We start from the raw sequence: 21872 nt of genomic DNA on the forward strand, positions 1-21872 counted from the left end.
TGATGTCGCAGATGCCCCAGTTGTCCGCCTGCCCGAGTTGCGAGGAACCCCTCGAATCGGGTGACCGTTTCTGCGGCGCGTGCGGATATGACCTGTCCGCCGTGCCCGAACGGCCGCAGGACAACCCGACCATCACCATGAACGGCTCGGTGCCCGGCCAGGGCGCTCCGGCCGGTGAGTATCCCGAGCGCCCGCCGGCGCCACCCGCCGGCGCGCCCTGGCCGGCATCGGGACCGGCGGCCCCTCAAGTCCCGGCCACGGGCGGCCCCATGCCGCCGGAGTCGCCCCCGGCCTCCGGCGTGCGGTTCGACCGGAGGCCGCAGCCCGACGGACATGCCGCGCCGCCGGAGACGTATCAGACCCAGCCCGATCAACCCCAGCCCGATCAGATGCAGCCCGACGAGTACCTCCTCCAGGCACCGGACCCACGGGTGTCCGCCGAGCCCGCGGCCCCGGCCGCCGGATCCGGCGGCAAGGTCTGCGTGGCCTGCCGTGCCGGCCGCGTGGACGACGACGGCTACTGCGAGAACTGCGGCCACGCCCAGCCGCGTGAACGGGACCACATGGAGCAGGAGTCCGGCCCGGTGGCCGCGGTCAGCGACCGCGGCCTGCGCCACCACCGCAACGAGGACGCGTTCGCCATCGGCACCACCGCGCTGCCCGACGGCACCCCCGCTTCTGTGGCGATCGTCTGCGACGGAGTCTCCTCGGCGACCCGTCCCGACGACGCCTCCCAGGCGGCGTCGCGGGCCGCGAGCGAGGCGGTGCTGGCCGCCCTGCCGCGCGGTGCGCACCCGCAGCAGGCGATGCACGACGCGATCGTCGCCGCCTCACGCGCCGTCAACTCGCTCGCCGCCGAGCCCGCCACGGCCCTGGAGCAGGCCCCGCACCAGAACGCCCCCGCGTGCACCATCGTCGGCGCCGTGGTGACGTCGGGCCTGCTGATCGTCGGCTGGGTCGGCGACAGCCGCGCCTACTGGGTCCCGGTCGACCGGAGCGCTCCCCCCGCCCGGCTCACCGAGGACGACTCGTGGGCCGCGCAGATGGTCGCCGCGGGCCTCATGAACGAGGCCGAGGCCTACGCCGACGAGCGCGCCCACGCGATCACCGGCTGGCTCGGCGCGGACGCCTACGAGCTGGAACCGCACACCGCCGCGTTCAAGCCGGACCGGCCGGGCGTGGTGGTGGTCTGCACGGACGGCCTGTGGAATTACGCGGAGGCGGCCGAGGAGCTGGCCCGGGTCCTCCCGCTCGACGCCGCCGCGCATCCGCTGCACAGCGCCCGGGTGCTCGTCGGCCACGCCCTGGACGGTGGGGGCCACGACAACGTAACAGTGGCCCTCGTGCCGTTCCCCGCCGTGCCCCAGGGGGCAGGATCGGCCTGAGGCCACGTACGGGGACGCCTCGGCGGACCGGAGGGGACCGGTCCGCCTACCGTCATCACCCCGCTCCGGTGGGGGCTTTCGAGGGGGATCGAAGCAGGCATGGCCATTTTCTCGAAGTCGAACGTGCCGCAGTTCTCGGTGGACGTGTACCAGAACGAGTACCTGCCGGAAGGCGCGGGCGAGGTCAACGCCATCGTCACGGTGACGGCGACCGGCGGCGGCACGATCGGCAGCGCGGTCGCGGCACCCCACCTCTACTCGCCCGGCGAGGGCCCGTCCGCGGCCGTGGCGGTCATGGTCGACTGCTCGGGGTCGATGGACTACCCGCCGACCAAGATGCGCAACGCCCGGGACGCCACGGCCGCCGCGATCGACACCCTGCGCGACGGCGTGCACTTCGCGGTGATCGGCGGGACGCACGTGGCCAAGGAGGTCTACCCGGGCGGCGGGCGCGTCGCGGTCGCCGACGCCACCACGCGCGAGCAGGCCAAGCAGGCGCTGCGCTCGCTCAGCGCGGGCGGCGGCACGGCCATCGGCACCTGGCTGAAACTCGCCGACCGCCTGCTCTCCTCCGCGGACGTCGCCATCCGGCACGGCATCCTGCTCACCGACGGCCGCAATGAGCACGAATCGCCCGAGGACCTGAAGGCCGCGCTCGACGCGTGCGCCGGGCGCTTCACCTGTGACGCGCGTGGCGTGGGCACCGACTGGGAAGTGAAAGAAGTCACAGGGATCGCCTCCGCCCTGCTCGGCACCGCCGACATCGTCGCCGATCCGGCCGGGCTCGCCGCCGACTTCACGCAGATGATGGAGACGGCGATGGGTAAGGAGGTCGCGGACGTCTCCCTGCGGCTGTGGACCCCGGTCGACACCACCGTGAAGTTCGTCAAGCAGGTCGCGCCGACGGTCGAGGAGCTGACCGGCAGGCGTACCGAGGCGGGCCCCCGCGCGGGCGACTACCCCCTTGGTTCCTGGGGCGATGAGTCCCGTGACTACCACGTCTGTGTCGAGGTCCCGGCCGCGCACATCGGGCAGGAGATGCTGGCGGCCCGGATCTCGCTGGTCATTCCGCAGCCCGACGGCAGCGTCCAGAACCTCGGCGCGCAGGGCCTGGTGAGGGCCGTGTGGACCGACGACATGGTCGCCTCGACGTCGATCAACCCCCAGGTCGCCCACTACACCGGCCAGGCCGAACTGGCACAGGCCATCCAGCATGGGCTGGACCTTCGCAAAGCGGGGGATATGGACGGAGCAACGGCCAAACTGGGCCGGGCCGTTCAGCTCGCGAGTGCCTCCGGGAACGCCGATACTGCGAAACTGCTTGCGAAGGTGGTGGACGTGGTCGATGCCGCGACCGGTACTGTGCGACTGAAGGCGAAGGTTCAGGAGGCCGACGAGATGACGCTCGAGACCCGGTCCACCAAGACCGTTCGTGTAAAGAAGTGACCTAGAAGAGATCGAAGGAGGGACGGGCCGACATGCCGACCTGCCCGAACGGACACCAGTCGGGTTCCGACGACTGGTGCGAGGTCTGCGGTCACCGCATGGCGGGTGCCGTGCCTCCGCCCCCTCCACCGCCCCCGCCCGGCGGCTACGGCTTCCCGCCCCCCGGCGGTCCGGGTGGACCCGGTGGACCCGGTGGCCCTGGTGGCCCGCCCGGTGGTCCCGGTGGACGCCCTCCGCACCTGTCCGCCGTGCCGAACGCCGAGCCGGAGCTCTGCCCGCAGTGCCGTACGCCGCGTGAGGGCGGCGCGCCCTTCTGCGAGGAGTGCCGGTGGAACTTCCTGACGAACACGGCGACCTCGTACACCCCCGCCGCCCCGCCCCCGCAGGCGCCCGGCCCGGGCGTACGTTTCCAGCCTCCCGGCCAGCCCGGTCCCGGCCCGTCGGGTCCGTCCTACGGCGGCGGTGACTCGTACGACTACCAGGGCTCCCGCCCGTCGCAGATGAACCGCCCGGCCGAGCCGATCCCGCCGTTCGGCAGCGATCCCTCGGGCCCTCCGCCTCCTCCCGGCGGCGGTTTCCCCGGACCGGGCGGACCCGGTGGTCCCGGCGGACCCGGTGGCCCCAGCGGCTACCCCGGTCCTGGTGGTCCTCCCGGTCCTGGTGGTCCTCCCGGTCCTGGTGGTCCTCCCGGTCCTGGTGGTCCTCCCGGACCTGGTGGTCCTCCCGGCCCTGGCGGTCACCCCGGACCCGGTGGTCCCCCCGGCCCGCCCGGATTCGGAGCCGACCCCTCGCGGCCGGTCCCGCCGCCGCCCGGCCCCGGTGGACCTGGTGGCCCCGGTGGTCCCGGCGGCCCCGGTGCGCCCGGCGCTCCGCAGGCCTTCCAGCAGTCCGGCCCGCCGGCCCCGCCCGGATTCCCGCAGGAGACCCAGCGGCCGCCGCGGCAGGGCGGTCCGTTCGGCGGCGGTGAGGACGACTGGGTGATCTCCCCGCCGACCTCCGGCCCGGGCGGTCCTGGTGGTCCGGGCGGCCCCGGCGGCCCCGGCCCCGGTCAGGGCGGCGGCTACGGCTTCCCCCAGTCCGGCGCGACGCAGGCCCCTCCCGGTCCGGGGCAGGGCGGCTACGGCTACCCGCAGCCCGGCGCCACCCAGGCCCCTCCCGGTCCCGGTCAGGGCGGTGGCTACGGCTACCCGCAGCCGGGCGCGACGCAGGCTCCTCCCGGTCCGGGTCAGGGCGGCTTCCCGCAGCAGCCCCAGGCGCCGCAGGGACCGTCGACCTGGACCGCGACCATCGGCCCGGACCGCGACTACTTCATGGCGATGATGCAGCGCTCCGGCCCCGAGGCCGCGGGCCTCAACCTGCCCGCGTACTCGCCCGAGCAGCAGCGCACGCTCACCGGCAACCAGATCACGATCGGCCGCCGCCGGCACTCCACCGGCGACACCCCCGACGTCGATCTGGCGGTGCCGCCGGAGGACCCGGGCGTCTCGCACCAGCACGCGGTGCTGGTCCAGCAGCCGGACGGCAGTTGGGCGGTCGTCGACCAGAACTCGACGAACGGCACGACGGTCAACGGCTCGGACGAACCGATCCAGCCGTTCGTCCCCGTCCCGCTGCAGGACGGCGACCGGGTGCACGTGGGCGCCTGGACGACGATCACGATCCGCCGGGGCTGAGCGAGCCCTTCCGGATCAGGACGGGAGGGGCCAGGCGTACGGCCCCTCCGGGTCGTCCAGCCAGGCCCACTCATGGTCGCCGCTGACCGTGATGCCGTAGCGCTCCCGCTGCGGCATGCCCTCCTGCTCCCACAGCGCGTGCGCCTCCTGCGGATCGAGGCTGCCGCGGGTCAGCGTCAGCAGGAAGCGGAACAGGTCGTCCTCCCGGGCCCTGCGCGGCACCCCGCCCAACTGGGCGGGTTCGCCCCAGGGCCGGTTCCCTCCGCGCAGCGGCACGAAGTAGGCGGGCGTGTGCAGGAACCGCCCCTCGGCATGCCCGGCGTCGCTCACCGTGAGGACGATCAGGCCGGTGCCGAGCGGCATGAGGATCCGGCCGCCGGGACGGCTCTGCGCGAGCCAGGCGCGCGGCACGGTGTTCAGGGCGCAGGTGGCGATGATCCGGTCGAACGGCGCACGCTCGGGCACGCCCCGGGCGCCGTCGCCGGTGACGACGACCGGCCGGTATCCGGCCGCGGCCAGGTGCCGGCGGGCCGACTCGGTGATCTCCGGGTCGAGATCGACGGTGGTCACCTTGTCGTCGCCCAGCCGGTGGGCGAGCAGCGCGGCGTTGTAGCCGGTGCCGGCGCCGATCTCCAGGACCGTGTCCCCGTCCGTCACGCACAGCGCGGCCAGCATGTCCGCCATCAGGGAGGGCTGGCTGCTGGAGGAGAGCAGTTCGCCGTCGCGCAGCCGGGTCGCCAGCGGGGTGTCCTCGTAGGCACCGAGCACCCACCGTTCACGCGCCCGAGGGTCGGGGCTCTCGCCCCAGCGTCGTTCGTAGCCGCCGGCGACGCCGACGTAGTAGTACGGCACGAAGAGATGACGGGGGACCGCCGCGAACGCCTCGCGCCACAGCGGGTCGGCGGCCCAGGCCCCGCTCGCGTCGATCCGGCGTACCAGTGCCGCCCGCGCGGAGGCGGCGAGCCCGTCCGGTTCCGGTTCCCTGTCGGGAGCATGCCCGCCCATACCCCCACAGTAAGGGCAGCGGGGGCGGTCCTAGGCCTTGAGTCCTATGTCCCCGCGTCTGAGAGCATGGAGGGCGTGAATGAGATTCGGCGCGGCACGCTTCAGGAGCAGACCTTCTACGAGCAGGTCGGCGGGGAGGAGACCTTCCGCCGGCTCGTTCACCGTTTCTACGAGGGAGTCGCCGAGGACCCGCTGCTGCGGCCCATGTACCCCGAGGAGGACCTGGGCCCGGCCGAGGAGCGCCTGGTGCTGTTCCTCATCCAGTACTGGGGCGGCCCGACGACGTACAGCGACAACCGCGGCCATCCCCGCCTGCGGATGCGGCACGCGCCGTTCACGGTCGACCGTGCGGCGCACGACGCCTGGCTGAAGCACATGCGGGTCGCCGTCGACGAACTCGGGCTGTCCGAGGAGCACGAGCACACGCTGTGGAACTACCTGACGTACGCGGCCGCCTCGATGGTGAACGCGCCGGGCTGAGGGTGAGGGACGGCGGTGGGTTCAGCGGACGCTGACGTCCAGCGCCCCGAGCCCGGCACGTCGTACGGCAACCGATCCGTACGGCGTGCGCAGCCGGAGCCACGCGCCCGAGGAGAACAGCCCCAGGGGTACCCCCGGCCGCAGGAAGCCCAGCGACTGCGCGGCGTGCACGACCCGCACGGGGAGGCCGGTGTCGCCGACCGTACGGGACCAGATGTCCCGCCCGATCCCGTCCAGCTCGGCCCTGGTGCGCCGCTCGGACGGCAACTCCTGCGTACGGGACCGGAACTCGGCGACCACGGCGGCGACCAGCGACCGCAGGGCGTCCGGCGCGGGCAGCCCCGGCTCGGGCCGCCAGCCGCCGCGCGGCGGCAGCACACCGGCCCACGGCGGACCGGTCACGGCACCCGGCACGACAGCCGTGGCAGCCGTCTCGTCCACCGACTCCAGCAGCTCACCGGCGGACACGGTGACGTCGAGCGTGACGTCCAGCCCGTTCTCGTACGGCTTCGCCAGCCGCACCGCGCGCACGGCCAGCACCTCGAAGGAGGGCGGCCGTCCGAAGACGGCCAGTGCGGTGCCCGCCGCCTGCAGGCGCACCGCGGCTCCACGGTCGTAGTGGAGCAGCCGGGAGAGGAAGGCCGCGAGATCCGCCGCCTCCCCCTCGTCGACGAGGTGCAGGACCGTCATGCGGCGACGGCCTCCTCCTCGGCGTCATCCGTGTACTCCTGGAGGAACTCCCGTTCCTCCGCGGTGATCCGGCGCGGACGCTGTGCCTCGAAGTCGAACGGCACGACCACCGTCGAGGCCCGTACGTAGACCACGTCGTCGTCCTTCACCTCGTAGGTGATGGTGAAGGACGCGGCCCTGATCTCGGTGATCCACAGCTCGATGTCCACCGGGTGGTGCCGGTGGACGAGCTGCCGCTTGTAGTCGATCTCATGGCGTGCCACCACGGACCCCTGCTGGAAATCCTTCTCCGGCCGGAAGAGGAAGTCGATACGGGCTTCCTCCAGGTAGCGCACGAAGACCGCGTTGTTGACATGGCCGTACGCGTCCATGTCCGACCAACGCAGCGGGCAGCGGTAGATGTGCCGCAAGATCGATCAGCCCCGGGTCAGCTTCTTGTAGGTGGCGCGGTGCGGACGGGTGGCGTCCGGGCCGAGCCGCTCGATCTTGTGCTTCTCGTACGACTCGAAGTTGCCCTCGAACCAGAACCACTTGGACTCGCCCTCGTAGGCGAGGATGTGCGTGGCGACTCGGTCCAGGAACCACCGGTCGTGGGAGACGACCACGGCGCAGCCGGGGAACTCGAGCAGCGCGTTCTCCAGGCTGCTGAGCGTCTCGACGTCCAGGTCGTTGGTCGGCTCGTCGAGGAGCAGCAGGTTGCCGCCCTGCTTGAGGGTGAGCGCGAGGTTCAGCCGGTTGCGCTCACCGCCGGAGAGCACCCCGGCCGGCTTCTGCTGGTCCGGGCCCTTGAAGCCGAAGGCGGAGACGTAGGCACGGCTGGGCATCTCGACCTGGCCGACGTTGATGTAGTCGAGCTCGTCGGAGACAACGGCCCACAGGGTCTTCTTCGGGTCGATGTTCTCGCGGCTCTGGTCGACGTACGAGATCTTGACGGTGTCGCCGACCTTGATGGAACCGGAGTCCGGTTCCTCCAGGCCCTGGATCATCTTGAACAGGGTCGTCTTACCGGCGCCGTTCGGGCCGATGATGCCGACGATGCCGTTCCGCGGGAGCGTGAAGCTGAGGTCGTCGATGAGGACCTTCTCGCCGAAGGCCTTGCTGAGGTTGTTGATCTCGACGACGACACTGCCCAGACGCGGGCCCGGCGGGATCTGGATCTCCTCGAAGTCCAGCTTCCGCATCTTCTCGGCCTCGGCGGCCATCTCCTCGTAGCGGGCCAGACGCGCCTTGGACTTGACCTGACGTCCCTTGGCGTTGGACCGCACCCACTCGAGCTCTTCCTTCAGACGCTTCTGCCGCTTGGCGTCCTTCTGGCCCTCGACCTTGAGGCGCGCGGCCTTGGTCTCCAGGTACTTCGAGTAGTTGCCCTCGTAGGGGTAGAGGCGGCCGCGGTCGATCTCGCAGATCCACTGGGCGACGTTGTCGAGGAAGTACCGGTCGTGAGTGACCGCTACGACGGTGCCCGGGTACTTGGCCAGGTGCTGCTCCAGCCAGTTCACCGACTCGGCGTCGAGGTGGTTGGTGGGCTCGTCGAGCAGCAGCAGGTCGGGCTGCTCCAGCAGCAGCTTGCACAGCGCGACACGGCGGCGCTCACCACCGGACAGGTTGGTGACGGGCCAGTCGCCGGGCGGGCAGCCCAGCGCGTCCATGGCCTGCTCAAGCTGCGCCTCGAGGTCCCAGGCGTTGGCGTGGTCGAGCTCCTCCTGGAGCTTGCCCATCTCGTCCATGAGCGCGTCGGTGTAGTCGGTCGCCATCTGCTCGGCGATCTCGTTGAACCGGTCGAGCTTGCCCTTGACCTCGGCGACACCCTCCTGGACGTTCTCCAGGACGGTCTTGTCCTCGGTCAGCGGCGGCTCCTGCAGCAGGATGCCGACGGTGTAACCAGGGGTGAGGAAGGCGTCACCGTTGGACGGCTGCTCCAGACCCGCCATGATCTTCAGGATCGTCGACTTGCCGGCGCCGTTCGGGCCGACGACGCCGATCTTCGCTCCCGGGTAGAAGCTCGTCGTCACGTCGTCGAGGATCACCTTGTCGCCGTGCGCTTTGCGCGCCTTGCGCATGGTGTAAATGAACTCAGCCAAGAGAAACCGTCCGGCAGCTTGAAACTGGCAGTGGGCAGATACACCCCATCTTGCCGTACCGCCACCCCTGGGCGGAAACGCGTATGGCTGTGGGCGGCTGACCAGGCTTTTCTCGGATGCCGACTGCTGGGCGACTGCCACTGTCGGTCGCCTTTGGTCGGCCTCGGGCACCCTCGCACGGCCCAGGGACGGCCCAGGGGTGATCGCTTGGGGCAGCCCTCATCGGAGTGGGCCGCCTTGCTAGGTGAATGGCACGGCAGACCGTTCGCACCGCTCGATAGACGCAGATGCTCCCGAAGCGCTAACCGCAGCCCGCCCGCGAAAGACGCGCCTACCGGTTGATCGGGATCTCGTAAACGATCTCGCAGCGATCGGCGGGCACCACGATGTCCGCTGTCTCGACGGGGCGCCCGTCGTCGCTGTAGTACGTCCGCCGGATGTGCGTGACGAGCGCGGCCTTCTGGATTCCCAGAAGAGAGGCCTCCTCGGCGGTGGCCTGCCTTGGCTCCGGTTGCTCCACGGCGTGGCTGACGGTGACGCCGATCGCGGCCATGCGGTTCACGACACCGGCCCCGGCGTGCGGGCCTCCCTCGGGGAGAACTACGAGAGTCCCTGCGGTGAGGTCGTACGGCTCCCAACTCGTCGACAGTTGCACCGGCCTGCCGTCCGCCAGGAACTCTGACGCACAGGTCGCCCTCGGCGATGCCCAGCCGCGTAGCGATGTCGGCCGGGGCGGGGACCTTGGCGTCGGTCCGGCTTTCCCGATCCTGTCCACGGATATCCTCGGCCGTCTGAGCACCGCGTTCTTGCACGATGCCGTCAACAGGTGCCGTCAGGCGTCGCTGCTTGTACTGGGGTCGCGGGATCGCCCAACCGCCTTGCTTGCTGCTGAAGGACTTCGACAGAAGGAGACGCTCAGGCCGCTCTGGCTGCGGGCCGTATACGGCCTGGGCCTTGCGTTCGGCGTATACATGATCGGCGGCCATCAGGAAGTCGGCGTAGGCCGCGCGCCGAATGTCCTGGACTCGCGCGGTGCGCTGCTCGTCGAGTGTCTGCTTGGCCGGGGCCGGCATCGCGATCTGGACGTCCTCGTGGCCCCGGCGGATCTGGTGGGTCAGGCGGCTTTGTCCCAGTGCCGGGGTGGCTCGTCGTCGCCCTGGTCGGATTGCTGAGCGGCCTTCTCGCGGGCGCGCAGGACCGCCCAGAGTGGGATGAACAGGCCGGTGAGGTACCAGGGGATGAGCCAGAGCGCGGACCACCAAGGGGTCTGTGGTTCGAGGATCAGGTCAGTGGCGGCTGTGGCCATTCCCGTGGCCAGGCTCCAGCATGTGAGGCGGCTGGCGTGCGGGACACCTCGGGTGAGCCGGTCGGAGGCGGGGTGGGTGCGGGAGGAGGGCAGGGTTCTGCCCGGTTCACTCATCGCGGGGGAGTCCTTCACAAGGGCGTGGACAATGTCGGAAGGTGCCGGACGCCGTCAGTGTGCATGGAGTGCGGTTGTGCCTGTAGCAACCCCGCCAGCTAGCCGCTGGCTCTGAGACAAGTTGTGCCGGTGTGGTTTCGCGTTCAAAAGCTGGTAAGCGCTCTCTGCGCACTCCTCGGCCAGGTCTGAACCTGACCGAAAAGTAGTCAGTAGCCGGTCAGGACGCACTGATTGAGATGCGGTCGCAGGATTTCGGTCAGTGTGCCCGTCCGGATTGGTTACGGAATGGACAATTCCCTCGTTGAGTGGTGGTGGGTTGTTCCGTCGTGTCCACTTTCGCCCAGTCGAAGCGGTGAGGCTGATTCCGGGCCGTATGGGATGGGTGTTGCGGGGCACCGCCCGCTCGTTTGTGCGCTTCTTCTGGCAGCTTGTGTGGCCGAGGTGACCGTGTGGATCACCGGTTCTGACTGTCTGTCTGACTTCCTGTGGGGGGAAGCTGATGCATTCACGTGCGAAGAGCACGTCGCTCTGGCGTGCCCGAAGAACACACAGAACCGCTCTTACCGCGGCGATCATCACGGCCGCCGTGGTGATCGCCGCGACGCCGGGTCTGGCGGCTGCACCGAAGCCGGAGCTGCCGGAGCCGGAGAGTCCGTGGACGAAGCCGACGAAGGTGGAGGCTCCTGCGACGCCGGCCGGGTCGGTGAAGGCACCGGAGTCACAGGCTGAGGCCAAGCCGTCGGCCGAGGTCGCCGCGTGGCGGGCGGCACAGCAGGCCCGTACGGGCGGCAAGGCGGGTGCCCAGCGTGCGACGGCCGCCGCCGAGGCCACGCCGTTCGTTCCCGAGGGACAGGGCGAGGTGCCCTGGCACCGGATCATCGACACGCGCTTGAACGACGCACTCGTGGCGCGGGTGAACGTCTCCGACGGCAACCTGATGCTCGCCGCGACGGACTTCGACATCGCCGGTGTCGGTCAGAAGCTGCAGCTGACACGGACGTACAACTCCCTTGAGGCGCCTTGGGGGAAGGTGTCGCAGCGCTGGTGGCAGGCGTACGAGCGCTACCTCCAGACCGGCGACGGTGAGGTGGTCGTCTACGACGCCACCGGCGACGCCCTGCGCTTCAAGGAGACGTCCACCGGCGGCTACACCACGCCGACGGGCTACTCCAAGGACCTGAAGAAGAACGCGGACGGCACCTACACCCTGACCCACCGCAAGTCCGGCACGAAGGACACCTTCGACGCGCACGGCACGCTGACGAAGGTCACGGACAAGAACGACGGCACGATCACCGTCGACCAGCACGACGAGGGCAGTGAGCACAAGGGCTTCAAGCTCACCGAGACCCGATCGGGCCGCTGGATCGACCTGGTGAAGACCAACGCCAGCCAGTGGCAGGCCAAGGACCACACGGGCCGCACAGCGGTGTTCGACCTCGACCCGGCGGGCAACCTGGCGAAGGTCACCGACACCGACGGCAAGGCCACCGCCTACGCGTACGACTCCTCACGCCGCCTGACCAAGGTGACCACCCCCGAGGGCACCGTCACCCTGTTCACCTACGACGACCACAACCGCGTCACCTCCATGCAGCGCGCCACCGAGTCCTCCGGCGGCGGCCACACGGGTCCGACCTGGCGCTACGACTACACGGCCGCCACCCCGGCCGACGCGGGAACCACGACGGTCACCGACCCCGACGGCGACGAGACGCAGTACGCCCACAACGCGGACGGCGAGGTCACCAAGGTCACCGACCCCCTGAGCCACTCCCGCCATGCCAAGTACACCAACCACCTGGTGCAGACCGCGATCGACGCGATGGGCACGGGAGCGGACGGCACGGGCGGCAACACCACCACCTACGGCTGGGACGGCCGCAACAACGCCGTCTCGCAGAAGCTCCCGCTCGGGGCGACGGCTTCGGTGACGGCGTACCAGACGATCGCAGGCACGGACCTGCCCAACGACTTCACCAGCGCGGACGGGCGCAAGGACACCTTCAAGTACGACGCCAACGGCAACACGATGTCGGTGACCACCTCCGGCACCGGGGGCGGCACCCGCGAGTACACCTACAACAAGGACACCCCGACCTGCGGCGGCTTCGAGGGCCAGCGCTGCACCGCCAAGGACGGCAGTGGCAAGGTCACCTCGTTCGCGTACGACGCCAAGGGCAACCTCAAGACCGTCACCCCGCCCGCGCCGCTGGGTAAAACGGGGTACACCTACGACGCGCTCGGCCGGGTGGAGACCGTCACTGACGGACGCGGCATCAAGGCCGTCTACGTCTACGACAACCGCGACCGCGTGACGAAGGTGTCCTCCACCAACGCCACGGTCACCTACTCCTACGACGGCGACGGCAACGTCAAGTCCCGCACCGACGCCTCCGGCACCACCGGCTGGACCTACGACAAGCTCAACCGCGAAAGCGTCCGCACCCTGCAGAACGGCGCCCAGACCGCGCTGGCCTACACCCCGGGCGGCGAGGTCGACCACTACACCGACCCGACCGGCAGGACCGACTACACCTGGGACAAGGCCGGCCGCCTGGACCACCTGATCGCCCCGGACGGCAAGAAGACCGACTTCGACCACAACAACAACGACAAGCGCACCAAGACCGTCTACCCCGGCGGCACCACCCAGTCGGTGACGATCGACGACAACGGCCGCCCCGAAGCCGTCAAGACCACCTCGGGTACGACCACACTGATCGACCTGACCTACGGCTACAAGAACACCGCGGGCAAGGACACCACCAAGATCCGCACCCGCACCGACAACCTCACCAAGTACAAGACCACCTACGACTACGACTCCCAGGACCGCCTGCGCTACACCCTGGAAGCCGACTCTGCGGGCACGCGCAAGGCGTCGTGGCTGTACTGCTGGGACAAGGCCGGCAACCTCACCAGCCAGGACGGCACCAAGAACGCCTGCCCTGGCGGCACCACGTACACCTACGACGACGCCTCGCAGCTGACGGGGAAGAACGGCTCGACGACGGGCTGGTCCTACGACAAGCTCGGCAACGAGACCGCCGCCGCGAGCCCCACCGCCCGCACGAACGAAACGTGGACGGACCACAGCCAGCTCTCCTCCATCACCACGGGCGGCAAGAGCTACGACCTGGTCCATGCGGGCACGGACAACTCGGAGCGCACGAAGCTGGGTTCGACGTGGTTCCACCACACCGCACTCGGCCTGGCCTCCACGACCACGAACGGCGTCGACACCGGATTCATCCGCGAACCGGCGGGCACCTTGAACTCCATGACGACTGGGGGGAAGTCCTACTACTACCTCACCGACGCCACGGGCAACGTCCTCGGCCTCGCCGACGACACGGGCAAGCGCACCCACACGTACGCCTACGGTCCCACCGGCCAGCTGCGCGGCACGACCACCGAGGCAGTCCCCCAGCCGTACCGCTACGCGGGCACGTACCTCGACCCGACGGGCCTGTACAAGATGGGCCACCGCTACTACGACCCGTCCCTCGCCCGCTTCACCCAACCCGACCCGTCGGGGCAGGAGACCAACCCCTACCTGTACGCCGCAGGCGACTTCATCAACAACAGCGACCCCAGTGGGCTCTACAGCATCGATGACTTTGCCGCGGACGTGGCGACGGTCGTAGGCACGGGTACTGCGGGTGGCATGACGGGTGCCGGTATCGGCTGCGGAGTGGGCTTCTTTGTAGCGACCCTTCCTGGCTGTGGTGCGGGTGCTGTGGCAGGCACCGCGATTGGAGGCACTGCAGGAGTCATCGGCGGGATCGTGGCTGTAGTCAAGCTGAGGAACTAGCTTCGTGGAGCGCGCCGCATGCAGAACTGGTCTCCCAGTCGCCCATTGAGATGGCTCATGGTGGGCTACTCAGTAGTGATGATCACCCTCCTGCTCCTGGCCTTCGCTTTGGGGGAGAAAAGAACGGCCATGCTTTGTCTGGTAGGGGCGGCTCCTGGCATAGCAGCCTGCATCTACGTTGCTCGTAGGCGCTGAACCGAGGCGGGACACCAGTAGGGGGTCACCCATCCTGATGGGGCCTCCTACTGGCGCACCCAGAACCTCCCTCGATCTCACCCCGGACCACCGTGTGAGCGGGGGTCATTCCCCACGCGTGCCCGCGGGCGGGTACACGCGACTGGGGATGCCGAGGAGACCGAAAACGCAGGCCTCCGCGCCGCGGTCGGCGGCCTCATCGGTGGAGCGAAGGTGTGACAGCGAGGAAAAGGGAAATCCTTGTGACCGCCGGGCGCCGACCGGTCATAAGAAGTCGCCGGCGTCCCGAACGAGCTGACGACGACGGCAACCTGAAGTTCGCGCCCGTCGTGTCTGAGCGGGCGCGGGCGAAGCTGAACCGGGTCGCCGCACGTAAGACCCGCCCCGCCAAGCCGCGGGCTCGCTCGCTGGTGCAGCTGCGGGAGGACTGGCGGGCCAGCGCCGCGGCCGCCGCGATCCGGGCCCGGGCCACGGCCCTGGTCGATGTCGCCCTGGCGGCCGTCGCCGTCACCGCCACGGTGTTCGTGATGAACAAGGACGGCTGCTTCCACCGCCGTCACCTGCTCGCCGAGGCCCGCCGCCACCTCGCCCTCGTCCAGCGCGGCCGCCGCCGCGAACCCGGCCTGGGCGAAACGATCGTGAATGAGGTGCTCGCCGCGCACTGCACCGACATCACCGAGGCGTGCACCGAGCGCGGCGAGGAACCCGGCTACCGTCTCTGCACCGCACGCTGGGCACCTGCCGCCCCGGAGGGCTACTGCCACCGGCAGATGATCGACGCGGTGCGCTACCTCGTCGACAACGGCATCAAATGGCGTGCGATGCCTTCCGCTGGACAGAGGGCCGCCGCCCGGAGCCCAGCGCGGCCATCGTGGACTCGCAGTCGGTGAAGGCGGACGCCACCGTCACCCTCGCCTCCCGGGGATACGACGCCGCAAAGAAGATCAACGGACGCAAGCGGCACCTGCTCACCGACACCCTCGGACTCCTGCTGGCCGTACTGGTCACGCCGGCCTCCACGACCGACCGGGACGCCGCCCGGATGCTGCTGCCAGCGGCGAAGAGCCGCTTGCGACGACTGTCACACATCTGGGCCGACGGCGGTTACACCGGCCACCTCGCCGACTGGACCGCACAGCACCTCGGACTCGTTCTCGACATCGTCCGCCGCAACGACGATGTCACCGGCGTTCAGGTGCTGCCCCGCCGCTGGGTCGTGGCCCGTCGTTGTGTTGTCGATCCAGCGTTGGGCGAGTTCGTAGCCCTGGGCTTTGTGTTCGATGCCCTGGAGCGCGCATTCGAGCCTGCGCCACCTGCCGGACGCGCCGTGCCATGGACGACGAGGGCGCCGATCTGAACCTCCCCTGTGCGGAGCGGGACCGGCTGCACGAGGAGTATCGGCAGGTGTCCCGTGCCGCCGGTCGGGGAGGGGACCGGTGAACAGGATCAAGAGCGCGGTGGGGCGGAGGCTGCCGCTCGCCGAGCCGGAGCCCGTGAGCGGCTGTGCGGAGTGCCAGCGGTTCGGCAGTCAGCGGGAGGCTGCCAGGGCAGCCGGAGACATGTCTCGTGTCTCCGATCGCAACGTCCGGATTCGCCGTCACCCTCACGGATCGCGCCGTGATCGACGTGCCCGCCTGGCGCCCGAATCTGAGGCGACCGTTACCCCTGGCGGGTAACCGATACAGGCCCGAGGTCCTGGCCTGGGGCTACAAAGGGCTCGTCCTCTCCGAAGTCCGGGGCCTGGAAGGGGTTCCTGGCGGGCGGGGGCGATGCTGTGGCAGGGCAGCTGGGCGGTCCGTCCGGGGCGGAGAACGGCGAGGTCAGGTCGATGAGAGGTCTCCCTTTGAATCCAAGCCCCCCGTTGGGACCTGGCGTGCGGTGAGCGGGTGCTGCGGTCGTACTAGAGCTTGGTCATCTTCGCGTACGGGCTCAGGATCCGCTGCTCCACCGAGCCGCCGAAGTTCACGAGCGCCGCGATTCCCTCCTCGATGCCGACCACCCGGCCGAGACCATAGATGTCGTGGGTGACCTGGTCGCCGACGGCGAAGTGCTTGGGAGCCGGCACGACCGGGGGTTTGAAGGGGCTGGTGGGCAGGTGACGCTTCGCGGAAGGCTTTGTCATTGCCTCAGTATGCGCCCGCGGGTACCCCAGTCACAGCGGCCGTCCACGGGAGGCTGTTCGAGCGCCCGCCCACCAAGGGCCCCCAGCCCCGTCTCACACCCCGAAATGCGCCCGCAACCGCCCCTGCGCCCCCTCCCTCGACCCCACCCTGTCCAGCCCGAGGAGGGCCGCGCCGAGGACAGGGCTGGCCGTGACCACCTGCGGGATCGCCTTGGGGGCCCGGTCGGCCAGCAAGTTCTGGATCATGGTGTTCAGTTGGGGGTGCTCGGCAGCCAGGACGCCGCCGCCCAGGAGGACCGGGGTCGGTTCGTCCACCAGGTCAAGGCGGGTGAGGGCCACCACGGCCATGGAGACCACCTCCTCCGCCTGACGGTCGACGATCGCGCGGGCGATGGTGTCGCCGTCCGCCGCCGTCGCGAAGAGGACCGGCGTCAGCTCGTGGCGGCGGGATTGCGCTACCTGGCCCAGATGCAGCGCCTCGATGAGCGCGTACATGGTCGGGAGGCCGAAGTGGGCGGGGAGCGTCCGGGACAGGGCCGTGGCAGGCCCGCGGCCGTCCTCCGCGCGTGACGCATGCCACATCGCCTCCTCCGAGAGGCCCCAGCCGCCGCCCCAGTCGCCGGAGACCCTGCCGAGGGCCGGGAAGCGGGCCGTGCGGCCGTCGGGGTGCATGCCTACGCAATTGATGCCGGCGCCGCAGACGACCGCGACGCCCCGGGGTTCCGTCACCCCCGCGCGCAGGATCGCGAACGTGTCGTTGCGGACTGTTGCCGTCTCGCCCCAGCCGCGTGCGTGCAGCGCCGTCGTCAACTGGTCCTCTTCGACGGGGAAGTCGGCGTTGGCCAGGCACGCCGAGACGTGGGTGACGGAGGTGAGTCCGGCGGTGGTGAGGGCCTGGGTGACCGCGTCGGCGAGCATGCCCATTGCCGTGTCCAGGCCGACCGACGGCGGGCGGAAGCCGCCCCCACGCGCCGTGGCCAGGACTTCTCCGTCCGCCGTCACGATCGCCACGTCCGTCTTGCTGTTGCCGGCGTCGATGGCGAGGACGGTCGCGGTCAGGCCCACGCGAGGTGCTCCCGGTTGTGTGCGATCAATCGGTCCGTGAGCGTCCCGGCGTACTCGTACTGGGCGATGAGGGGGTGGGAGAGGAGAGCTTGGAAGACGCGCCTTCGGCCGCCGTGCAGGGCCGCCTCCAGGGCCAGGTGCTCGTACGCCGTCACGTTCGCCATCAGGCCCGCGTAGAGGGGGTCCACCGGGGCGACGGGGAGGGGGGACGCGCCCTTGGCGCCCACCGCCGCCTGTACCTCGATCACCGCGTCGTCGGGGAGGAACGGGAGCGTGCCCCGGTTGTACGTGTTCACCACCTGGTACGGCGTGCCGGCGCCGCCCAGCAGGGCCGCCGCCAGGTCCACCGCCGCCTCCGAGTAGTACGCGCCGCCCCGCTTGGCGAGCAGCTCCGGCTTTTCGGAGAGGGCCGGGTCCGCGTACATCGTCAGCAGTTCCTTCTCCATTGCCGCCACCTCGGCCGCCCGCGACGGTTTTGTCCGCAGTTCTCGTACGACCTCGTCGTGCGCGTAGTAGTAGCGCAGGTAGTACGACGGGATCACGCCCAGATCATTCAACAGAGCGCGTGGCAGGCGGAGATCGCTCGCGATCGTGTCGCCGTGGTCCGTCAGGAGTTCGGGCAGGACGTCATCGGCCTCCGGGCCGCCCAGGCGTACGCCCGTTTCCCAGGTCAGGTGGTTGAGGCCTACGTGGTCCAGGTGGATCTCCGGGGCGTCGACGCCGAGCAGCGCCGCGAACTTGCGCTGCAGGCCGATCGCCACGTTGCACAGGCCTACCGCCTTGTGGCCCGCCTCCAGCAGGGCGCGGGTCACGATGCCGACCGGGTTCGTGAAGTCGATGATCCACGCGTCGGGGTTGGTGCGGCGTACGCGGTCCGCGATGTCGAGGACGATCGGGACCGTGCGGAGGGCCTTCGCCAGGCCGCCGGCGCCCGTGGTCTCCTGGCCCACGCAGCCGCAGTCGAGGGGCCAGGTCTCGTCCTGTTCGCGGGCCGCCTGGCCGCCCACACGGAGCTGGAGGAGGACCGCGTCCGCGCCGTCGACCGCGCGGTCGAGGTCGGTCGTGGTGGTGATGCGGCCGGGGTGGTCCTGGCGGGTGAAGATGCGGCGGGACAGGCCGCCGACCAGGGCCAGGCGGTCTTCGGCCGGGTCCATCAGGACCAGTTCCTCGATGGGCAGGGTGTCCCTGAGGCGGGCGAAACCGTCCACGAGTTCGGGGGTGTAGGTCGAGCCTCCGCCGACCACGGTGAGTTTCATGTGCGTCTAACCCTTTACTCCGGTGAGCGTGACACCCTCTACAAACGCCTTCTGGGCGAAGAAGAACACGAGGATCACGGGGGCCATGACCAGCACGGTGGCGGCCATGGTGAGGTTCCAGTCGGTGTGGTGGGCGCCCTTGAACGACTCCAGGCCGTAGGAGAGCGTCCAGGCGCCCGGGCTCTCCGAGGCGTAGATCTGGGGGCCGAAGTAGTCGTTCCACGCGTAGAAGAACTGGAAGAGGGCCACTGCGGCTATGCCCGGTTTCGCCATCGGGAGGACGACCTTGAGCAGGGTGCGCAGATCGCCGCAGCCGTCGACCCTCGCCGCGTCCAGGTACTCGTCGGGGATCGTGGTGAGGAACTGGCGCAGCAGGAAGATCGAGAACGCGTCGCCGAACGCCATGGGGATGATCAGCGGCCAGAGCGTGCCGGACAGGTCCAGCTGCTTCGCCCAGAACAGGTACATCGGGATGATGATGACCTGCGGCGGCAGCATCATCATCGAGATGACCAGCATCAACGCCAGATTGCGGCCTCGGAAGCGGAACTTGGCCAGGGCGTAGGCCACCGGGATCGAGGAGACCACCGTGAGCGCCGTGCCCAGGAACGCGTAGAACAGGGTGTTCTTCCACCAGGTGAGGAAGCCGGGGGTGTCGAAGACCCGGCGGTAGTTGTCCCACTCCCAGGTGTGCGGGATCAGGTCGCGGCTGAGTGCCTGGGAGTCGCTCATGAGCGAGGTGAGGAAGACGAAGACGAAGGGGAGGGTGAAGAAGAGGGCCGCCGCGATGCCCAGGGAGTGGATCGCGATCCATTCCAGCAACGCCCTTCGGTGGGCCGTGCGTTCCGCGGGGGAAGGCGGCGCCTTCAGATCCAGGGGTCTGTCGAGCAGTTGCGTCATCGTTCACCTGCGTTGATCAGGCCGCCCTTGCGGCGCATCAGGAGTGCGGTGAAGGCCATGGAGAGGGCGAAGAGGACCAGGGCGACCACACAGGCGGAGCCGTAGTCGAAGCGCTGGAAGCCCAGGTTGTAGACGAGTTGGGGGAGGGTGAGCGTGGATTTGTCCGGGTAGCCGGGCTGGAACTGCGTTCCCGCGCCCTGGATCACGCCCGACGCGACCTTTCCGGCGATCAGCGGTTGCGTGTAGTACTGCATCGTCTGGATCACGCCGGTGACGACCGCGAACATGACGATCGGCGAGATGTTCGGGAGCGTGACGTAGCGGAAGCGCTGCCAGGGCGTCGCGCCGTCCAGTTCGGCCGCCTCGTACTGCTCCTTCGGTACGTCGAGCAGCGCTGCCATGAAGATGACCATCAGGTCGCCGATGCCCCACAGGGCCAGCAGGGTGAGGGCGGGCTTCGACCAGGTGGGGTCGTTGAACCAGCCGGGGGTGGGCAGCCCGGCCTTCTCCAGGAGGGAGTTGACCGGGCCCGTGCCGGGGTTGAGCAGGAAGGCGAAGGCCATGGTGGCCGCCACGGGCGGGGCCAGGTAGGGCAGGTAGAAGAGGGTGCGGAAGACGCCCGTCGCTGTCTTGATCTTGGTGATCAGCAGGCCCACGCCCAGGCCGAAGGCGACCCGGAGCGTGACCATGATGACCACCAGCCACAGGGTGTTGCGCAGGGCGGGCCAGAAGAACGGGTAGTGCTCGAAGACGTACGTCCAGTTCTTCGTGCCCGACCAGGCCGGCGGCTTGAAGCCGTCGTAGTGCATGAAGGAGAAGTAGACGGTGGAGAGCAGGGGGTAGGCGAAGAAGACCGTGAAGCCGATCAGCCAGGGGGAGAGGAAGGCCAGGGTGCGTAGCGTCGAGCGGCGGTGTTTCGCCCGCAGCGTGTAGGTGTTCACGGTGCCGCCAGGGCTCGCGGTGCTCAGAGTGCTCATGACTACTTCGCCTGCGCGATGTCCGTGTCGATCTGCGCGGCCGTCTTCTTCAGGCCGGCCTTGAGGTCGGTCGCCTTGCCGCTCTCGTAGTCGTAGCCGAACTCCTGGACCGTGGTGAGGTAGACGCCGCCGTTGATCGAGGCGGGGGCGGTGGTGGAGTTCGGGTTGGCGGCGATCTCCAGGAACGTCTTGAAGCGCGGGTCGTACTTCAGCTTCGGGGACTTCAGCGCCGCGAGCGTCGAGGGGACGTTGTGGATGGCGTTGGAGAAGTTCACCACCGCGTCCGTGTTCGTGGTCATGTACTTCACCAGCTCCCAGGCCGCGTTCTGCTTCTTGCTGGTCGCCGCGATACCCGCGATGGTGCCGGTGATGTAGCCCTTGCCGTACTGGTCGGCCTGGTCGTCGGGGACGGGCAGCGGGGCCACGCCGATGTCGAACTTCGGCTTGGTGTCCAGGGCCATGCCCAGACGCCACTCGCCGTCGAGCTGCATGGCGACCTGGCCGGTGTGGAAGGGGTGCTTGGGGCCCCACTCGTCGCCCAGCTTGGAGCGGTAGGTCTCCAGCTTGCGGTAGCCGCCGAGTTCGTCGACCAGCTTCTTCTGGACGGTGAACGCGGCCTCGAAAGCGGGGTCCTTGCCGACGTTCGACTTGCCGTTCTTGTCGAAGTACGTGGGGGAGAACTGGCCGAGGTAGTGCTCGGTGGTGGTCTCCCAGCCGTGGTAGTTCGGCATGAAGCCGAGCTGCTTGTAGGTGTCGCCCTGGGTGATCGTGAGCTTCTTGGCGACCCGCTCGAACTCGGACCAGGTCTTCGGCGGGCCGGCGATGCCGGCCTTCTCGAACGCCGTCTTGTTGTAGTAGAGGCCGTACGCGTCCCCGAGGAGCGGGACCGCGCAGCGGTCTCCGTCGAACTGGGTGTACTCGTTCATCGCCTTCGGGAAGGTCTTCTCCGGGTCGACGCCGGACTTCTCGAAGAACGGGTTGAGGTCCACCAGGGCGCCGGAGGAACAGAACTTTCCGACGCTGTTCGTGGTGAAGGACGAGATCACGTCCGGGGCCTTGGCGCCGCCGGTGCGCAGGGCCTGGTTGATCTTGTCGTCGGTCATGTTGCCGACGACGTTGACGTGGATGTTGGGGTGCGCCTTCTCGAAGCCGTCGACCAGGGACTGGACGGCCTTCACCTCGTTGGGCGCGCTCCAGGCGTGCCAGAAGTTGATGGTCGTGTCCTTCGAGGCGTCGTCGCTCGCGGCGGAATCCGACTGGCCGGTGCACGCGGTGGCGAGGAGGGCGAGGGAGGCGGAGGCGGCGAGCGCGATGGCTGTTTTTCTGGATATTCCGGGCATGGTGGAGCTCCCTGAGGCAC

General features: G+C 69.5%; 17 protein-coding genes and 3 pseudogenes. 7 read left to right on the forward strand and 13 right to left on the reverse strand.

The genetic code is table 11. The features are described 5' to 3' along the window. Positions 1–2: 2 nt before the first annotated feature. From ACZ58V_RS14335 to ACZ58V_RS14345, 3 genes are all read left to right on the forward strand, one after another. On the forward strand, positions 3–1385 hold the full coding sequence (locus ACZ58V_RS14335; RefSeq protein ID WP_471290203.1) for a PP2C family serine/threonine-protein phosphatase: 1383 nt from the start codon (positions 3–5) through the stop codon (positions 1383–1385). A gap of 99 nt (positions 1386–1484) precedes the next feature. After that, a complete protein-coding gene (locus ACZ58V_RS14340) occupies positions 1485–2831 on the forward strand; it encodes a vWA domain-containing protein (protein WP_432960440.1) in 1347 nt (448 codons plus the stop codon). 32 nt (positions 2832–2863) lie between these two features. After that, complete coding sequence (locus ACZ58V_RS14345) at positions 2864–4504, forward strand: FHA domain-containing protein (RefSeq protein WP_471290204.1); 1641 nt, start codon at positions 2864–2866, stop codon at positions 4502–4504. 15 nt (positions 4505–4519) lie between these two features. Here the strand turns inward: ACZ58V_RS14345 and ACZ58V_RS14350 are convergent, their stop codons facing one another. Next, a complete protein-coding gene (locus tag ACZ58V_RS14350; RefSeq protein ID WP_471290205.1) occupies positions 4520–5509 on the reverse strand; it encodes a methyltransferase domain-containing protein in 990 nt (329 codons plus the stop codon). Between the two features lie 66 nt (positions 5510–5575). Between ACZ58V_RS14350 and ACZ58V_RS14355 the strand changes: the two genes are divergently transcribed. Further along, positions 5576–5989: a globin gene (locus ACZ58V_RS14355; RefSeq protein ID WP_184592781.1), complete on the forward strand. Its 414-nt coding sequence runs from the start codon at positions 5576–5578 to the stop codon at positions 5987–5989. Positions 5990–6010: 21 nt separating this feature from the next. On the opposite strand, the gene ACZ58V_RS14360 is transcribed toward ACZ58V_RS14355, so the two are convergent. From ACZ58V_RS14360 to ACZ58V_RS14380, 5 genes and pseudogenes are all read right to left on the reverse strand, one after another. Beyond that, positions 6011–6679, reverse strand: coding sequence for a DUF8185 domain-containing protein (locus tag ACZ58V_RS14360; protein WP_468189875.1), 669 nt, complete (start codon positions 6677–6679; stop codon positions 6011–6013). Continuing rightward, positions 6676–7089: an acyl-CoA thioesterase gene (locus tag ACZ58V_RS14365; RefSeq protein WP_184592777.1), complete on the reverse strand. Its 414-nt coding sequence runs from the start codon at positions 7087–7089 to the stop codon at positions 6676–6678. The genes ACZ58V_RS14360 and ACZ58V_RS14365 overlap by 4 nt, the downstream gene beginning before the upstream one ends. A 6-nt stretch (positions 7090–7095) precedes the next feature. Then, positions 7096–8760, reverse strand: coding sequence for an energy-dependent translational throttle protein EttA (ettA, locus tag ACZ58V_RS14370; protein WP_382826692.1), 1665 nt, complete (start codon positions 8758–8760; stop codon positions 7096–7098). A gap of 331 nt (positions 8761–9091) precedes the next feature. Further along, positions 9092–9530: pseudogene (locus tag ACZ58V_RS14375) on the reverse strand (UTRA domain-containing protein); the annotation flags it as partial. 344 nt (positions 9531–9874) lie between these two features. Next, complete coding sequence (locus tag ACZ58V_RS14380; RefSeq protein ID WP_471290207.1) at positions 9875–10180, reverse strand: hypothetical protein; 306 nt, start codon at positions 10178–10180, stop codon at positions 9875–9877. A gap of 586 nt (positions 10181–10766) precedes the next feature. On the opposite strand from ACZ58V_RS14380, the gene ACZ58V_RS14385 reads away from it, so the two are divergent. The 3 genes and pseudogenes from ACZ58V_RS14385 to ACZ58V_RS14395 form a co-directional block, all read left to right on the forward strand. Next, the gene (locus ACZ58V_RS14385; RefSeq protein WP_471290209.1) at positions 10767–13997 is read left to right on the forward strand and encodes an RHS repeat-associated core domain-containing protein; all 3231 of its coding nucleotides are present in this window, start codon (positions 10767–10769) and stop codon (positions 13995–13997) included. A 524-nt stretch (positions 13998–14521) separates the two neighbouring features. Then, the gene (locus tag ACZ58V_RS14390) at positions 14522–15082 is read left to right on the forward strand and encodes a hypothetical protein (protein ID WP_471290210.1); all 561 of its coding nucleotides are present in this window, start codon (positions 14522–14524) and stop codon (positions 15080–15082) included. Next, positions 15004–15351: pseudogene (locus ACZ58V_RS14395) on the forward strand (transposase); the annotation flags it as partial. The gene ACZ58V_RS14390 and the pseudogene ACZ58V_RS14395, both read left to right, overlap by 79 nt. Here the strand turns inward: ACZ58V_RS14395 and ACZ58V_RS14400 are convergent. The 7 genes and pseudogenes from ACZ58V_RS14400 to ACZ58V_RS14430 form a co-directional block, all read right to left on the reverse strand. Beyond that, positions 15274–15498: pseudogene (locus ACZ58V_RS14400) on the reverse strand (hypothetical protein); the annotation flags it as partial. The pseudogenes ACZ58V_RS14395 and ACZ58V_RS14400 sit on opposite strands and share 78 nt — an antisense overlap. Before the next feature lie 594 nt (positions 15499–16092). Next, positions 16093–16314 carry a hypothetical protein gene (locus tag ACZ58V_RS14405; protein ID WP_189723705.1) on the reverse strand — a complete coding sequence of 74 codons (222 nt, stop codon included), beginning with the start codon at positions 16312–16314 and terminating at the stop codon, positions 16093–16095. 93 nt (positions 16315–16407) lie between these two features. Further along, complete coding sequence (locus ACZ58V_RS14410; RefSeq protein WP_471290211.1) at positions 16408–17379, reverse strand: N-acetylglucosamine kinase; 972 nt, start codon at positions 17377–17379, stop codon at positions 16408–16410. Next, a complete protein-coding gene (locus ACZ58V_RS14415) occupies positions 17370–18635 on the reverse strand; it encodes a 6-phospho-beta-glucosidase (RefSeq protein WP_471290212.1) in 1266 nt (421 codons plus the stop codon). The genes ACZ58V_RS14410 and ACZ58V_RS14415 overlap by 10 nt, the downstream gene beginning before the upstream one ends. Positions 18636–18641: 6 nt before the next feature. Then, a complete protein-coding gene (locus tag ACZ58V_RS14420; RefSeq protein ID WP_468189862.1) occupies positions 18642–19535 on the reverse strand; it encodes a carbohydrate ABC transporter permease in 894 nt (297 codons plus the stop codon). After that, positions 19532–20476 carry a carbohydrate ABC transporter permease gene (locus ACZ58V_RS14425; RefSeq protein WP_468190506.1) on the reverse strand — a complete coding sequence of 315 codons (945 nt, stop codon included), beginning with the start codon at positions 20474–20476 and terminating at the stop codon, positions 19532–19534. The genes ACZ58V_RS14420 and ACZ58V_RS14425 overlap by 4 nt, the downstream gene beginning before the upstream one ends. A 38-nt stretch (positions 20477–20514) precedes the next feature. Next, a complete protein-coding gene (locus ACZ58V_RS14430) occupies positions 20515–21852 on the reverse strand; it encodes an ABC transporter substrate-binding protein (RefSeq protein WP_471290214.1) in 1338 nt (445 codons plus the stop codon). Positions 21853–21872 lie beyond the last annotated feature (20 nt).

Source organism: Streptomyces sp. NPDC040589 (assembly GCF_055594445.1).

Coding starts and splice junctions, on each gene's coding strand:
- ACZ58V_RS14335 (WP_471290203.1), top strand. CDS start 3: ATGTCGCAGATGCCCCAGTTGTCCGCCTGCCCGAGTTGCGAGGAACCC.
- ACZ58V_RS14340 (WP_432960440.1), top strand. CDS start 1,485: ATGGCCATTTTCTCGAAGTCGAACGTGCCGCAGTTCTCGGTGGACGTG.
- ACZ58V_RS14345 (WP_471290204.1), top strand. CDS start 2,864: ATGCCGACCTGCCCGAACGGACACCAGTCGGGTTCCGACGACTGGTGC.
- ACZ58V_RS14350 (WP_471290205.1), bottom strand. CDS start 5,509: ATGGGCGGGCATGCTCCCGACAGGGAACCGGAACCGGACGGGCTCGCC.
- ACZ58V_RS14355 (WP_184592781.1), top strand. CDS start 5,576: ATGGAGGGCGTGAATGAGATTCGGCGCGGCACGCTTCAGGAGCAGACC.
- ACZ58V_RS14360 (WP_468189875.1), bottom strand. CDS start 6,679: ATGACGGTCCTGCACCTCGTCGACGAGGGGGAGGCGGCGGATCTCGCG.
- ACZ58V_RS14380 (WP_471290207.1), bottom strand. CDS start 10,180: ATGAGTGAACCGGGCAGAACCCTGCCCTCCTCCCGCACCCACCCCGCC.
- ACZ58V_RS14405 (WP_189723705.1), bottom strand. CDS start 16,314: ATGACAAAGCCTTCCGCGAAGCGTCACCTGCCCACCAGCCCCTTCAAA.
- ACZ58V_RS14415 (WP_471290212.1), bottom strand. CDS start 18,635: ATGAAACTCACCGTGGTCGGCGGAGGCTCGACCTACACCCCCGAACTC.
- ACZ58V_RS14420 (WP_468189862.1), bottom strand. CDS start 19,535: ATGACGCAACTGCTCGACAGACCCCTGGATCTGAAGGCGCCGCCTTCC.
- ACZ58V_RS14430 (WP_471290214.1), bottom strand. CDS start 21,852: ATGCCCGGAATATCCAGAAAAACAGCCATCGCGCTCGCCGCCTCCGCC.